Source organism: Pseudomonas sp. PDM18, assembly GCF_014852585.1.
In the GTDB taxonomy this organism is placed as follows: Bacteria; Pseudomonadota; Gammaproteobacteria; order Pseudomonadales; family Pseudomonadaceae; genus Pseudomonas.
In genome coordinates, this window is record NZ_JACVBX010000002.1 from 43,314 (window position 1) to 57,294 (window position 13,981).

9 protein-coding genes are annotated in these 13,981 nt (G+C 66.0%); 4 read left to right on the forward strand and 5 right to left on the reverse strand.

Annotated elements, in window-relative coordinates; genetic code table 11:
- Positions 1-6: 6 nt before the first annotated feature.
- Positions 7-3,156 (forward strand): CusA/CzcA family heavy metal efflux RND transporter, encoded by a 3,150-nt coding sequence (locus IB274_RS05050; protein ID WP_192430965.1) that lies wholly within the window; start codon positions 7-9, stop codon positions 3,154-3,156.
- A 931-nt stretch (positions 3,157-4,087) separates the two neighbouring features.
- Here IB274_RS05050 and IB274_RS05055 read toward each other — a convergent pair.
- Positions 4,088-5,425 (reverse strand): OprD family porin, encoded by a 1,338-nt coding sequence (locus IB274_RS05055; RefSeq protein ID WP_225614693.1) that lies wholly within the window; start codon positions 5,423-5,425, stop codon positions 4,088-4,090.
- 252 nt (positions 5,426-5,677) lie between these two features.
- Between IB274_RS05055 and IB274_RS05060 the strand changes: the two genes are divergently transcribed.
- Complete coding sequence (locus IB274_RS05060) at positions 5,678-6,022, forward strand: cupin domain-containing protein (RefSeq protein WP_184595441.1); 345 nt, start codon at positions 5,678-5,680, stop codon at positions 6,020-6,022.
- A gap of 56 nt (positions 6,023-6,078) precedes the next feature.
- Here the strand turns inward: IB274_RS05060 and IB274_RS05065 are convergent, their stop codons facing one another.
- Positions 6,079-6,771 (reverse strand): MgtC/SapB family protein, encoded by a 693-nt coding sequence (locus IB274_RS05065; protein ID WP_192430966.1) that lies wholly within the window; start codon positions 6,769-6,771, stop codon positions 6,079-6,081.
- A 213-nt stretch (positions 6,772-6,984) separates the two neighbouring features.
- Here IB274_RS05065 and IB274_RS05070 point away from each other — a divergent pair, with 213 nt between their 5' ends.
- Positions 6,985-7,293: an NIPSNAP family protein gene (locus tag IB274_RS05070; protein ID WP_192430967.1), complete on the forward strand. Its 309-nt coding sequence runs from the start codon at positions 6,985-6,987 to the stop codon at positions 7,291-7,293.
- A 119-nt stretch (positions 7,294-7,412) separates the two neighbouring features.
- On the opposite strand, the gene IB274_RS05075 is transcribed toward IB274_RS05070, so the two are convergent.
- Genes IB274_RS05075 through IB274_RS05085 form a run of 3 tightly spaced genes read right to left on the reverse strand, consistent with a single transcriptional unit; the run spans position 7,413 to position 13,147 of the window.
- Entirely contained in the window at positions 7,413-8,831 is a 1,419-nt protein-coding gene (locus tag IB274_RS05075; protein WP_192431467.1) for an efflux transporter outer membrane subunit, read from the reverse strand.
- A gap of 5 nt (positions 8,832-8,836) precedes the next feature.
- Positions 8,837-11,968 carry an efflux RND transporter permease subunit gene (locus tag IB274_RS05080; protein WP_192430968.1) on the reverse strand — a complete coding sequence of 1,044 codons (3,132 nt, stop codon included), beginning with the start codon at positions 11,966-11,968 and terminating at the stop codon, positions 8,837-8,839.
- Between the two features lie 27 nt (positions 11,969-11,995).
- The gene (locus IB274_RS05085) at positions 11,996-13,147 is read right to left on the reverse strand and encodes a MexC family multidrug efflux RND transporter periplasmic adaptor subunit (protein WP_192430969.1); all 1,152 of its coding nucleotides are present in this window, start codon (positions 13,145-13,147) and stop codon (positions 11,996-11,998) included.
- 172 nt (positions 13,148-13,319) lie between these two features.
- Here IB274_RS05085 and IB274_RS05090 point away from each other — a divergent pair, with 172 nt between their 5' ends.
- On the forward strand, positions 13,320-13,877 hold the full coding sequence (locus tag IB274_RS05090; RefSeq protein ID WP_192430970.1) for a TetR/AcrR family transcriptional regulator: 558 nt from the start codon (positions 13,320-13,322) through the stop codon (positions 13,875-13,877).
- Positions 13,878-13,981 lie beyond the last annotated feature (104 nt).

Sequence of the window (13,981 nt, forward strand, 5' to 3'; positions counted from 1 at the left end):
GAGACCATGTTCGAACGCATCATTCGTTTCGCCATTGAGCAGCGCTATCTCGTGCTGCTCGCTGTCCTCGGCATGGCCGGCCTGGGTATCGCCAGCTACCAGCAGCTGCCCATCGACGCGGTGCCCGACATCACCAACGTGCAGGTGCAGGTCAACACGTCAGCGCCGGGCTTCACGCCGCTGGAGACCGAGCAGCGCGTCACCTACCCGGTGGAGACCGCCATGGCGGGCCTGCCGGGCCTGAAGCAGACGCGCTCGATCTCGCGCTCGGGGCTGTCGCAGGTGACGGTGATCTTCAAGGACGGTACCGACCTGTTCTTCGCCCGCCAACTGGTCAACGAACGCTTGCAGCAGGCGCGCGAGCAACTGCCCGAGGGCGTCGAGTCGGCCATGGGGCCGATCTCCACCGGCCTCGGGGAAATCTTCCTGTGGACCATCGAGGCCGAGCCGGGCGCGCGCAAGGAGGACGGCAGCGAGTACACGCCGACCGACCTGCGGGTGATCCAGGACTGGGTGATCAAGCCGCAGCTGCGCAACGTGCCCGGCGTCGCCGAGGTGAACACCATCGGCGGCTTCGCCAAGCAGTTCCAGGTTGCGCCCGATACCCGCCGGCTGGCGGCCTACCGGTTGACCCTGGCGGATGTGATCGCTGCGCTGGAGCGCAACAACGCCAACGTCGGCGCCGGCTACATCGAGCGCAACGGCGAGCAGTTGCTGGTGCGCGCACCGGGGCAGGTGGGCAGCCTGGAGGACATCGCCAATATCGTGGTGGCCAATGTCGACGGCACGCCGATACGCCTGCGCAACATTGCCGAGGTCGATCTCGGCCGCGAGTTGCGTACCGGTGCCGCCACCGAGGATGGCCGCGAAGTGGTGCTCGGCACGGTGTTCATGCTGATTGGCGAGAACAGCCGTACCGTCGCCAAGGCCGCCGCCGCCAAGCTCGACGAGATCAACCGTACGCTGCCGGCCGGGGTCAAGGCGGTGACCGTCTACGACCGTACGCAACTGGTGGACAAGGCCATCGCCACGGTCAAACGCAACCTTACCGAGGGTGCGATCCTGGTGATCGCGGTGCTGTTCCTGTTCCTCGGCAACATCCGCGCGGCGCTGATCACCGCCATGGTGATCCCGCTGGCCATGTTGTTCACCTTCACCGGCATGTTCGGCAATCGCATCAGCGCCAACCTGATGAGCCTCGGCGCGCTGGACTTCGGCATCATCGTCGATGGCGCCGTGGTGATAGTCGAGAACGCTATCCGCCGCCTGGCGCACGCGCAGCAGCACCACGGCCGCATGCTGACCCGCAGCGAACGCCTGCACGAAGTCTTCGCCGCGTCGAAGGAAGCGCGCCGGGCGCTGATCTACGGCCAGCTGATCATCATGGTGGTGTACCTGCCGATCTTCGCGCTGACCGGCGTCGAGGGGAAAATGTTCCACCCCATGGCCTTCACCGTGGTGCTGGCGCTGCTGGGCGCGATGATCCTCTCGGTGACCTTTGTGCCGGCGGCCATCGCGCTGTTCATCACCGGCAAGGTCAAGGAAGAGGAGAACCTGCTGATGCGCGGTGCGCGCCGCGCCTACGAGCCGGTGCTGGACTGGGTGATGGCGCGTCGCGCGCTGGTAATTGCCAGCGCTGCCGTGCTGGTGGTGCTTTCCGGGCTGCTCGCCAGTCGTATGGGCAGCGAGTTCGTGCCCAGCCTGGGCGAGGGCGACTTCGCCCTGCAATCGCTGCGCACGCCGGGGACCAGCCTGTCGCAATCGGTGGCCATGCAGGAAAGGCTCGAGCGCCAGGTGCTCGACAAGGTGCCTGAGGTGCAGCGCATGTTCAGCCGCACCGGCACCGCGGAGATCGCCTCCGACCCGATGCCGCCTAACATTTCCGACGCCTACGTGATGCTCAAGCCCAAGGAGCAGTGGCCCGACCCGAAGAAGAGCCGCGCGCAGCTGGAGGCGGAAATCCAGGAGGCAGCCAACGGCGTGCCGGGCAGCGCCTACGAGTTGTCGCAGCCGATCCAGCTGCGTTTCAACGAGCTGATTTCCGGGGTGCGCAGCGACGTGGCGGTGAAGGTCTTCGGCGATGATATGGACGTGCTGAACAAGACTGCCGAGCAGATTGCCGGTGTATTACGTCAGGTGCAGGGCTCGTCCGAGGTGAAGGTCGAGCAGACAAGCGGCCTGCCGGTGCTCACCGTCAACATCGACCGTCAGCGAGCAGCGCGCTATGGGCTGAATGTCGGTGACATCCAGGAAAACGTCGCCGTGGCCATCGGTGGCCGTGAGGCGGGCACGCTGTTCGAGGGCGACCGCCGCTTCGACCTGATCGTGCGTCTGCCGGAAAACCTGCGCAGCGATATCGACGCGCTGTCACGCATGCTCATCCCGGTGCCAGCGCCGGCCAACGCCACCGACTCGCGCATCGGCTTCATCACCCTGGGCGAAGTGGCGCGCCTGGAATTGGTGCAGGGGCCGAACCAGGTCAGCCGTGAGAACGGCAAGCGTCTGGTGGTGGTCAGCGCCAACGTACGTGGGCGGGATATCGGCTCGTTCGTCTCCGAGGCCAGTGGCAACATCGAGCAGCAGGTGAAGCTGCAGGCCGGTTACTGGACCACATGGGGCGGCCAGTTCGAGCAGTTGCAGTCGGCGGCGCAACGCCTGCAGATCGTGGTGCCGGTGGCGCTGCTGCTGGTATTCACCCTGCTGCTTATGATGTTCAACAACGTCCGCGACGGGCTGCTGGTGTTCACCGGGATTCCTTTCGCCCTCACCGGCGGCGTGGTCGCGCTATGGCTGCGCGATATTCCCTTGTCGATCTCCGCCTGCGTCGGTTTCATCGCGCTGTCGGGGGTGGCGGTGCTCAACGGCCTGGTGATGATCTCCTTTATTCGCAGCCTGCGGGAGGAGGGGCGCAACCTCGACGCGGCGATCCGCGAGGGCGCCCTGACGCGCTTGCGCCCGGTGCTGATGACGGCGCTGGTGGCCTCGCTGGGCTTCGTGCCCATGGCCTTGGCGACGGGCACGGGGGCGGAAGTGCAGCGGCCACTGGCGACGGTGGTGATTGGCGGCATCCTGTCCTCTACCACGCTGACGCTGCTGGTGCTGCCGGCGTTGTATCGGTGGATGCATCGGCGGGATGAGGAGGGGCAGGGGGCCTGACGTCTTGCTCGCTCTCTTAGACGCCGGCCCTTTCCTTTGCTCTGGTGTTACGGGCCTGCTGCCTGGGCTTGGTTGTTTCAGCGCCGCATTGGCGTGCGCGCGGGCTTCTGGTTTCGCCCCCTCGGGCAACCCACTTTGGCAAACGACGGATGGCCGCCCCACCCAAAGTAGGCAAAGGTCTTGCCCCGGACATCCGGTTTTTCGCTTGGGGCGAAAAATACCCTCGTTGAAGCGAAGTTTCAGGGCCCGAACTTGGCGTCCCCCTCGACGGGCCATCCCTGGCCCGACAGCGCTCTCGCGACATCCATGTCGCTCAACCCCTGAAACTCCGCTTCAACGAGGCCTCCTGAACGGAGCATTCGGCGTGTGCGAAAATTTCTCTGGAAGACCTCAAGAGCAAAAGCGAGAGCCGATGTTTGCGTAGGGCGAATAACCCGGAACGGGTTATCCGCCGATACCACGGCGGCGGATAATGCTGGCGCGTTATGCGCCCTACTGGCTCCATCGAAATCACGGCGGAGCGCGAACGTAGGATGGTGTGGAGCGCAGCGATACCTATGCTGTCGGAGTCGGAGCGCTGGAATCGATGGGTATCGCTTCGCTCGTGGAACGCCGCCCGCCCCATCCTGCAAGCGTACTTGCCGGGGAGGGGGGCAGAGTGCGGTTCGCGAGCAAGCTCGCTCCTACAGTCTCGCTTCAAGGCAATGGCAGGGAGCGTTTTCGCGGCGCAAAAAAAAGGCGCCCATGCGGGCGCCGAGAGTTCCTCTCCCCCCAAAGGGCACGTGGAGCGCCAGGGAGAGGAGCAGTGCTGCGGGGAAATCATCACCAGGAGCCTTGGGGGCGGTGATGACTTCCGTTATACGCAGGCGCGCCTAACGGGAGGCTGAGTCACAGCTGACAATTCTGTCATCCGCCCGCCACGCGAGGGGCATCAGAGAATCGCCAGCGGGTATTCGACGATCAGCCGCACTTCGTCCAGGTCAGATTCGAAGGCTGTGGCGCGGGTGGTCGCCTGGCGCACGCGAACGGACAGGTCCTTGAGCTGACCTTCCTGAAACACGTACCTGGCCTCGATATCGCGCTCCCAGCGCTTCTGGTCCGTGAGCGGGTCGCCGCTGTCGTCGCGACGCATATACACGGCGTTGGCGTTGGAGTAATCGGCGTCGGTGCCGCGGGCGTAGCGGGTCATGAAGCTCAGGCCGGGTACGCCGTAGGTGGCCATGTCGAGGTCGTAGCGGACCATCCATGAGCGCTCCTTCGGCGAGTTGAAGTCGCTGTACTGGATGGAGTTGTCCAGATAGATCGAGTCGGCCTGGCGCAGGTAGTCGAAGTCGTTGTTGCCGTTGTTGCGCTGGTGGCTGACGGCGATGCGGTGGGCGCCGAAATGCACGCCGGCGCTGGCGCTCCAGATGTTGGTGTTGAACTCGCCGAGCAGCTCGCGGCCTTCATCCTGCGACTTGTAGTAGTTGAGGCCGCCGAACAGTTCCACGGCCTCGCTGAGCGGGAAGTTCAGCGCGGTGCCGAAGTAGTACTGGTTCCAGGCGTCCTTCAGGCGGCTGCTGTAGAGGCTGACGCTGGCGTTATCGTTGATGGCGTAGTCGCCGCCGCCGTAGGCGAGCCAGGCCGATTCCACCGGGCCGGCATAGAAGGTGGCGAAGCCGTCGTCCATCTGCCGCGACTGTGGCTGGCTCATCGCGTGTAGACGGCCGCCTTGCAGCGTCAGGCCTTCGAGAGTGGTGTTCTGGAGGGTGAAGCCACGGAAGGATTCGGGCAGCAGACGCGAGTCGCCGTAGTGCACCACGGGAGTCTCCGGGAACACGTCGCCGACCTTCAGCACGGTGTCCCACAGGCGCACCTTGGCCGCACCGCCGGCCTTGGCGTAGTCGCTCTCGGTGCGTCCGTCGTTGTCGGTGGGCAGCACGTCCACCGAGCTGCCGGCGCCGTTGCGTCCGTCGCCGGTGTCGAGCTGGAAGCCAACCATGGCGAAGGCGTCGACGCCCACGCCGACCGTGCCCTGGGTAAAGCCGGATTCGAACTTGCCGACGATCCCCTGGGCCCAGACTTCCGAGTAGCCGTTGCCGCGCGGCGGCACGGACTGGCCGTGGCGGGCGTCACGGTTGAAGTAGAGGTTACGGTTGAGGACTTCCAGGCTGGCACCTTCGAGGAAGCCTTCTGCTTTCTCCTTGGTCTCAGCCTCGGCGAAGACGCTCGGCGAAGCGACCCCCAGAACCAGCAGCGAAGCCGCCAGCGGAAATTTGCTTTGGTACATGATGTGCTCCTAAGGGCAGGATGGTTGGTGACCGCCTGCTGTTGTTGTTTTCGCCCAGGCGTGGCGAGGGCCACGGGCATCGTGTAGGAGCGCGGATAACGGGCAGGTGAGCGGCGGATGACAAATCTGTCAGCAAGGAATGAGAGCGGGACGGGCAGCGCTGGCAGACATATCGATGTCGAATCCAGGCAACTGCCGACGGCGGTTCGTGGCTAGGGTGGCGGACCTTCACTGCAACGACCTGGAGCTGTCATGTCCGATTTCATCACCGTGCTGCGCGATACCTGCCCGACGCCCGTGCTGGACGCCACCAAGTGGAAGCGCATCGGCGGCGACCCTCACACCGTCAACCTCAACGCCTACCTATCGGCGGACGGCAGCAAGATCATGGGCACCTGGATCTGCACACCCGGCAAGTTCGAGGTGAACTACGAGAAGTGGGAGTACTGCCACTTCCTCGACGGCTACTGCGTCATCACCCCCGAGGGCGAGCAGCCGATCCATCTGCGCGCCGGTGACGTGTTCGTCATCGAGCCGGGCATGAAGGGCACCTGGGAAGTAGTCGAGACGGTGCGCAAGTATTTCGTCTTCGCCTGACGCGAGACGAGACGAAAAAAGGGAGCCCACGGGCTCCCTTTTTCATTGCGCGATGTTCACTGCGGCCCGTCGCTGACCGACCAGCTGGCCGCCGATACGTAGGGCGCCAGGGCCAGCTCGCCAACCAGCGACTCAAGCAGGCTGTCCTTGTCGTTGGGGGCCAGTACCAGAGCCGCCACTTCCACGTCGCCACCGGTCTTGCGCGCATGGCTTTCCAGGCTCTGCAGGGTGAGGCCATTGGCGCTGAGGCGGCGCAGCAGGGTGGAGCGCACCAGTGCTTCCTGATGGGCCTCGGTGACCGCCTGGACCGTGTAGTAGCGCTCGCTGCTCGGTTCGATGGGGGCGTGACGCTGGATCCAGCGGGTCACCGAGGGCAGGGTGAGATTGCACAGCACGATGAGCAGCGTGGCGACCAACGCCGCGGCGAGGAATCCGCTGCCTGCCAGCACGCCCACCGCGCCGGTGCACCAGATGGTGGCGGCGGTGCTCAGGCCGCGCACGCTGAGACCGTCGCGCATGATCACGCCGGCGCCAAGGAAGCCGATGCCGGTGACCACCTGGGCGGACATTCGCACCACCTGGTCTTCTGCGCCCATGAGGAAGGGCAGGGTGGCGAAGGTGGCCGCACCGAGGGCGACCAGGCCGTGGGTGGCGACGCCGGTGAAGCGCTGGCGCCACTGGCGCTCCATGCCGATCATCGCGCCGAAGGCGAGCGCCGCGAAGAGGTCGAGAAAGATATCGAAGTACATGCCTTTGTGCTCCGCGCCAGCCTTGCGCCAGCGCCCGTGGGAAGGGGCATCGCGCCCCCGGTGAGGATGAAGGTGGGGCCAGTCTACCGGGCTATCGAGCCGGACGGGGTGATAAAGGACAGAGCACTCGCGCAAGGTCGATTCCCTGTACCGATCAACGGCATTGCCCGGTACAGTGGCCGTCCCATTCAATGGAAGAAGAGAGTCGGCAAGATGGTCACCTGTTACCTGCGTTACGTGCTGGACCCGTACAAGCTCAAGGAGTTCGAACACTACGGCCGGCTATGGATCCCCCTGGTGGAACGCTTCGGCGGCCAGCACCACGGTTACTTTTTGCCTTCGGAGGGTGCCAGCAACATTGCCCTGGCGATGTTCACCTTCCCCAGCCTGGCCGAGTACGAAAGCTACCGGCAGCGGTCCATGGACGATCCCGAGTGCCAGGCCGCGTTCCGTTATGCGGAGGAAACCCGTTGCATCCTCAGCTACGAGCGCAGTTTCTTCCGGCCGGTGTTCGGCGGCTGATCGCCCAGCTGCGGATAACCCGTTCCGGGTTATACGCCCTACACGCCGCGCCGGCCCGAGCCGGTTGTTCGTAGGGCGAATAACGCTTTTGGCGTTATCCGCCGCTGCAGGGCAGAAGATCAGCGCTGCGCCGTGACGCCTCCGCTCCAGCCGCCGCCGAGGGCGCGGAACAGGTCCACCAGGGCGATCTGCCGCTGGGTGCTGGTCTCGATGTAGGCCGACTCGTTGACGAAGTTGCTGCGCTGCGCGTCGAGGTAGCGCAGGTGGCTGTCGACGCCGCCTTCGTAGCGTGCCTTGGCCAGCTTCAGGGTTTCGTTGGTGGTGTTGGCCAAAGCCCTGCGCGCGGCTTCCTCGCGGCGCAGGGTGTCGGTCGCCGCGAGGGCGTCGGCCACTTCCCGGAACGCCGTCTGGATGGTGCCTTCGTAGGCGGCAACCGCCGAGTCCTTGCGCACCTTGGCCAGGTCCAGGTTGGCGCTGTTGCGGCCGGCATCGAAGATCGGCAGCGACAGGGTCGGCACGAAGCTCCACGAACGCGAGCCGCCGTCGAACAACCCGGACATCTCCGCGCTGGAGGTGCCGAAGCTCCCGGTCAGGCTGATGCGCGGGAAGAACGCCGCGCGGGCCGCGCCGATGTCGGCGTTGCGCGCCTTGAGCACGTGCTCGGCGGCGAGGATGTCCGGGCGCCGCTCGATCAGCTCGGACGGGGTGCCCGGCGCAATGTCCTGGATCAGCATCGGCTTGTCCTGCGGCACCTGCGGGATTCGCTTGGCCGCGTCGGCAGTGCCAAGCAGCAGCACCAGGGCATTGAGCGCCTGCTGTTTCTGCCGCGCATTGCTTTCCAGTTCCGCGCGGGACTGTTCGACCAGCCCCAGCGCTTCCTGATAGTCCAGCGCCGTGGCCGCGCCAGCGGTGCGCCGCTGGCTGATCAGGCCCAGCGAATCCTCGCGGCTGGCCAGGGTCTGCTCGGTGAGCAAGTGGCGGCGCTGGGCACCGTCGTAGGTAAGGTAGGCTTGGCTTACTTCGGCGATCAGCGCGATGCGCGCACTACGGGCGGCTTCCTCGGTGGAGAGGTACTGCTCCAGCGCGGCGTCGGTCAGGCTCTTCACCCGGCCGAACAGGTCCAGTTCGTATTCGGGCAGCGCCAGACCGACCTGGTAACTGCTGCTCACCGCCGAACTGCCGCTGTTGGACAGGTCCGCCGGCAGCCGCTGGCGGTTGCCGTTGGCGGCGCCGCTCAGGCCGGGCACGCGGTCGGCGCGCTGGATGCGGTACTGCGCGCGGGCCTGCTCGATGTCCAGCAGGGTCTGGCGCAGCGAGCGGTTGTTGTCCAGGGCGACGTTCACCAGTTCGCGCAGTTCGCTGTCGACGATGAAGGTCTGCCAGTCGAGGTTGCTGGCCGCGGCACCGGGCTGGGCGGCGGGGCCGCTCCAGCTCTGTGCTACCGGTGCTTCGGGGCGCTCGTAGGTGGGCGCCATGGAGCATCCGGCCAGGACCATCGCCAGCAGCAGGCTGCTGACGGTAAAGGCAGGTTTGCGCAGGGTGGTCATTGCGCGGCCTCCGTGGGTTGATGCGCAGGTGTGGGTTGGCGACGCAGTAGCGACAGCATCCAGACGAAGCAGATGGGCACGAAGATCACCCCCAGCAGCGTGGCGCTGAGCATCCCGCCGATCACCCCGGTGCCGATGGCGCGCTGGCTGGCGGCGCCGGCTCCGCTGGCGACCACCAGCGGCACCACGCCGAGGATGAAGGCCATGGAAGTCATGATGATCGGGCGGAAGCGCAGGCGCGCGGCCTGGATCGCGGCGTCGCGCAGGCTGTGGCCCTGTTCCCAGAGTTCCTTGGCGAATTCGACGATGAGGATCGCGTTCTTCGCCGCAAGACCAATGATGGTGATCAGGCCGACCTTGAAGTACACGTCGTTGGGCAGCCCGGTGACCGTCACCGCCAGCACCGCGCCGAGGGCGCCGATGGGCACGATGAGCATCACCGACAGCGGGATCGCCCAGCTCTCGTAGAGCGCCACCAGTAGCAGGAACACCACCAGGATCGCCAGGGCGAACAGTTGGGTGGCCTGGCCGCTGGCGACCTTCTCCTGGTAGGAGAGGCCGGTCCACTCGTAGCCGATGCCGGCCGGCAGCTCACTGACCAGACGCTGCATTTCCGCCATGGCCTCGCCGGTGCTGACGCCCGGGGCGGCGTCGCCGGAGATGCGGATCGACGGATAGCCGTTGTAGCGCGCCAGCTGCACCGGGCCTTCTTCCCAGCGGGTGCTGACGAAGGCGGACAGTGGCACCAGCTCGCCGGCGCTGTTGGGCACGTAGAGCTTGAGCACGGCTTCCGGGGTCATCCGGTCGCCCTGTTCGGCCTGCACCACCACGCGCTGCTGGCGGCCGGCGTTGGCGAAGTCATTGATCACCGCGGAGCCGAAGGCGGTGGACAGCGCGCTGCTGATGGACTCGAAGCTGACGCCCAGGGTGCGTGCCTTCTCGCGGTCGATCTCCAGGCGCAGCTGGGGGGCTTCGGCGAGGCCTTCCATCATGGCGTAGAGGATCTTCGGGTTGCCGTTGGCTTCGCCGAGCAACTGGTCGCGGGCCGCCAGCAGCGCTTCACGGCCGAGGCCGGCGCGGTCCTGCAGGCGCAGCGAGAAGCCGCCGGAGTTGCCCAGACCATCGATCGGCGGCGGGGTCACGGCCATGATCGCGCCGTCGCTGATGCCGGCGAAACGCTCGTTGATCGCTGCGGTTTCCGCTTCGGCGGACTGCGATTTGTCGCGCACGGACCAGTCCTTCAGCGTCGGGAAGGCCAGCGCGGCGTTCTCGCCCATGCCGGAGAAGCTGAAGCCCATCACCAGGAAGGACGAGGCCACGGCTTCGCGGGACTTGAGGAACTGCTCCAGCTCCTGGCCGGTAACATCGGCACGCGCGCGGGTGGCACCCGGCGGCAGCTGGATGTCGACGATCATGTAGCCCTGGTCTTCCACCGGCACGAAGGATTCCGGCAGCCGCAGGTAGCTGTAGCCGAGCAGGGCGACGATGCCGGCGTAGATCAGCATGTAGCGCCCGGCGCGTTTCACCAGCGCAGTATTGAGCAGGGTGTAGCGTTCGGTCAGGCGGTTGAAGCCACGGTTGAACGCACCGAAGAAGCCGCGTTTCTCGTGGTGACCTTCCGGGATCGGCTTGAGCAGCGTCGCGCACAGCGCCGGGGTGAAGGTCAGGGCGAGGAAGCCGGAGAACAGGATCGACACCGCCAGCGACAGGGAGAACTGCTGGTAGATCACGCCCACGGAACCGGCCATGAACGCCAGCGGCATGAACACCGCCGACAGCACCAGGGTGATGCCGATGATCGCACCGGACACCTGGCCCATCGCCTTGACCGTGGCGGCGGCCGGGGAGAGGCCTTCCTCGGCCATGATCCGCTCGACGTTCTCCACCACCACGATGGCGTCGTCCACCAGGATGCCGATGGCCAGCACCATGCCGAACATGGTCATCATGTTCACCGAGAAGCCCAGCAGGTACATCATCGTCAACGTGCCGAGCAGGCATACCGGCACCACGATGGCCGGGATCAGCGTGTAGCGCACGTTCTGCAGGAACAGGAACATCACCAGGAACACCAGAACCATGGCTTCGAGCAGGGTGTGGATCACCTTCTCGATGGCTACGTCGACGAAGCGCGAGGTGTCATAGGGCACTGAGTATTCGACGTCGTCAGGGAAGTTCACTGACAGCTCGGCCAGGCGTTCCTTCACCAGCGCTGCGGTCTGCAGCGCGTTGGCGCCGGGGGAGAGCTGGATGGCGCCGGCCACGGTGGGCTTGCCGTCCAGACGTGCGGTGAAGTTGTAGCTTTCGCTGCCCACTTCCAGGCGCGCCACGTCGGCGAGCTTGACGGTGGAGCCGTCCGGGTTGGCGCGCAGGACGATGCGGCCGAACTCCGCCGGGTCGTCCAGTGTGCCTTTCACGGCGAGGGTGGCGGTCAGCTCCTGCTCGGTGCTGCCGGGGGAGGCGCCGAAGCTGCCGGCCGGCACCTGCACGTTCTGCCCGCGAATGGCGTTGCCCACGTCATCGATGGACAGCCCGTAGCCGACCAGTTTCTGCGGGTCGATCCACACCCGCATGGCGGCTTCGGAGGAGAAGAACTGCAGCTTGCCGACGCCTTGTACGCGGCGCAGCTCGTTATTGATGTTGCGTGCGGCATAGTCGCCCAGGGCGGTGGTATCGGTGCGCGCGGAGCCTTCCTTGTAGTTGAGTGCGTAGATCAGCAGGAAGCCGGCGCTGGTCTGCTCGACCTCCAGCCCCTGCGTGAGCACGGCCTGGGGCATGCGCGCCTCGGCCTTCTTCAGGCGGTTCTGCACGTCCACCTGGGCCAGCTCCGGGTTGGTGCCGGGCTGGAAGGTGACCACCACTTCGGCCATGCCGTTGGAGTTGCTGGTGGACTCGAAGTAGAGCAGGCCCTTGGCGCCGTTGAGCTCCTCCTCGATCACGCTGGTGACCGAGTCCACCAGGACCTGCGCCGAGGCACCGGGGTAGGTGGCGGTGACGGTGATCTGCGGCGGCGCCACGCTGGGGTACTGGGCCACCGGCAGCAGCGGGATGGCCAGCAGGCCGGCCAGGGAAATGAACAGCGCCACCACCCACGCGAAGTTGGGGCGCTTGATGAAGAACAGTGACATGGGGAATTCCTCGCGGCGATCCTCGCCTTACTGGCGCGATGCCTGCTGTTGCTCCTGGGCGTGACGGGCTTCGACCTTGGCGCCCGGCTGCAGGCCGGTGAGGCCGCCGACGATGACCTGGTCGCCGCTGGCCAGGCCCTGGCTGATCTGCCAGCGCGAACCCTGCATGGCGCCGGTCTGCACCTGGCGGGTCTCGACGCGGCTGCCTTCGCCGATCACCAGTACGTGGGCGGTGCCATCAGTGGCGCGCTGCACGGCGCGTTGCGGTATCAGGATGGCCTTGGCGTCGGTGCCCTGCGGGGCGGTAACGCGCACGTACATGCCCGGCAGCAGCAGGCCGTCGGCGTTGTCGAACGTGCCGCGAAGCGAGACCTGGCCGGTGCCGCGGTCCACCGAGATATCGGTGAACAGCAGCTCGCCCTGGCGCTCGTACTGCGTGCCTTCGACGCGCAGGCTCAGGGCCTGGCTCTGTCCGGCGGGGAGGTTGCCGCTCTTGAGCGCTTCACGTAGGCGCAGGGCATCGGCCACCGGCTGGGTGAAGTCGGCGTAGATCGGATCGAGTTGCTGGATGCGCGCCATCAGCGTGGCGTCGCCCTGGCCGACCAGTGCGCCTTCGGTCACCAGCGCACGGCCGATGCGCCCGGAAATCGGCGCCTTGACCGAGGCATAGCCCAGGTTCAGGCGGGCGGTTTCCAGGTCGGCCTGGGCCGAGCGCACCGAAGCCTGGGCGCTGCGCAGGTCGGCGGTGGCGGTATCGAAGTCCTGCTGGCTGACCGCTTCGATCTTCACCAGCGGCTCGTAGCGCTTCACCCGCGCCTGGGCTTCCTGCTGTGCGGCCTGGGCGCGCGCCAGTTCGCCTTCGGCGCGGGACACGGCGGCTTTCAACGGCGCCGGGTCGATCTGGAACAGCAGGTCGCCGGCCTTCACGTCAGCACCTTCCTCGAAGCGCTTCTGCACCACGATGCCCGCGACCCGCGCGCGCACTTCGGCGACGCGCATCGGCTCGATACGCCCCGGCAACTCCGACGTCAGGGTGAGGGGCTCGGTCGCGATCGCCACCACATCCACCGGGCGCGCCGTCTCAGCGGCTGCCGGCGGCTCGCCGGACTGTCCGCAACCTGCCAGTGCCAGCGCCGCTACCAAAGCACTGATCGTCCCTACTGCACGCAACCTGCCCATGATTCACCCGGGTCTCATCTATCTGGAAAGGTGCGTATGATCCTTTCAAATCCGAAATGAGTCAAGAATGTCTCATTTGCTCCTGTGGCGTATAAAATGTGCCATGACCTTTCAAAAGAGAGGTCTCTTTCTGCACAATGAGACGATCTGCCCACCTGACAAGAGGCCCCGAATGACTCTCTCTGCCCACGATGAACGTCTGCTCAAGGCGCTGGCCGTTGCCATCGTCGACCGCCCGCGGGCGACGCTGAAGGAGCTGGCGGAATCGGCAGGGGTGAGCAAGGCCACGCTGCACCGCTTCTGCGGTACCCGCGATGGGCTGATGACGATGCTGGAGGACTACGGGCATGTGGTGATCCGGCAGATCCTCGAGGCCTCCGAGCTGCAGCAGGCCGAACCGCTGGCGGCGCTGCGCCAGCTGATTGCCGAGCACCTCAAGCACCGCGACATGCTGAACTTCCTGCTGTTCCAGTACCGCGCGGAGAACTTCGACATGGCCGCCACCACCGAGCGCTGGAGCTACTACACCGAAGCAGTGGACGCCTTCTTTCTGCGCGCCCAGCAAAGCGGCGTACTGCGCATCGACATCACTGCCGCGGTGTTTACCGAACTGTTCCTCTCCATGCTCTACGGCATGGTCGACGCCGAGCGCTACGGCCGCGCGGCCAGCTCCAGCTCCGCCCAGGTACTGGAGCAACTGTTCCTCCACGGGGCTCTGGCGGGCGGCTGAGCTGTGCGCAGACTTCGCTGAATCGCTCGTGAACAGGCCGGACGGAGGGATTCTGGCTTGGGCATGACACGCGACCGATCAGACGCCCTTTACGGACCGGTCCG

Excerpts from the sequence above, each read along its gene's own strand:
- IB274_RS05065 (WP_192430966.1), bottom strand. The coding sequence starts at position 6,771 with ATGTACTTCGATATCTTTCTCGACCTCTTCGCGGCGCTCGCCTTCGGC.
- IB274_RS05055 (WP_225614693.1), bottom strand. The coding sequence starts at position 5,425 with ATGTACCAAAGCAAATTTCCGCTGGCGGCTTCGCTGCTGGTTCTGGGG.
- IB274_RS05060 (WP_184595441.1), top strand. The coding sequence starts at position 5,678 with ATGTCCGATTTCATCACCGTGCTGCGCGATACCTGCCCGACGCCCGTG.
- IB274_RS05070 (WP_192430967.1), top strand. The coding sequence starts at position 6,985 with ATGGTCACCTGTTACCTGCGTTACGTGCTGGACCCGTACAAGCTCAAG.
- IB274_RS05050 (WP_192430965.1), top strand. The coding sequence starts at position 7 with ATGTTCGAACGCATCATTCGTTTCGCCATTGAGCAGCGCTATCTCGTG.
- IB274_RS05080 (WP_192430968.1), bottom strand. The coding sequence starts at position 11,968 with ATGTCACTGTTCTTCATCAAGCGCCCCAACTTCGCGTGGGTGGTGGCG.
- IB274_RS05085 (WP_192430969.1), bottom strand. The coding sequence starts at position 13,147 with ATGGGCAGGTTGCGTGCAGTAGGGACGATCAGTGCTTTGGTAGCGGCG.
- IB274_RS05090 (WP_192430970.1), top strand. The coding sequence starts at position 13,320 with ATGACTCTCTCTGCCCACGATGAACGTCTGCTCAAGGCGCTGGCCGTT.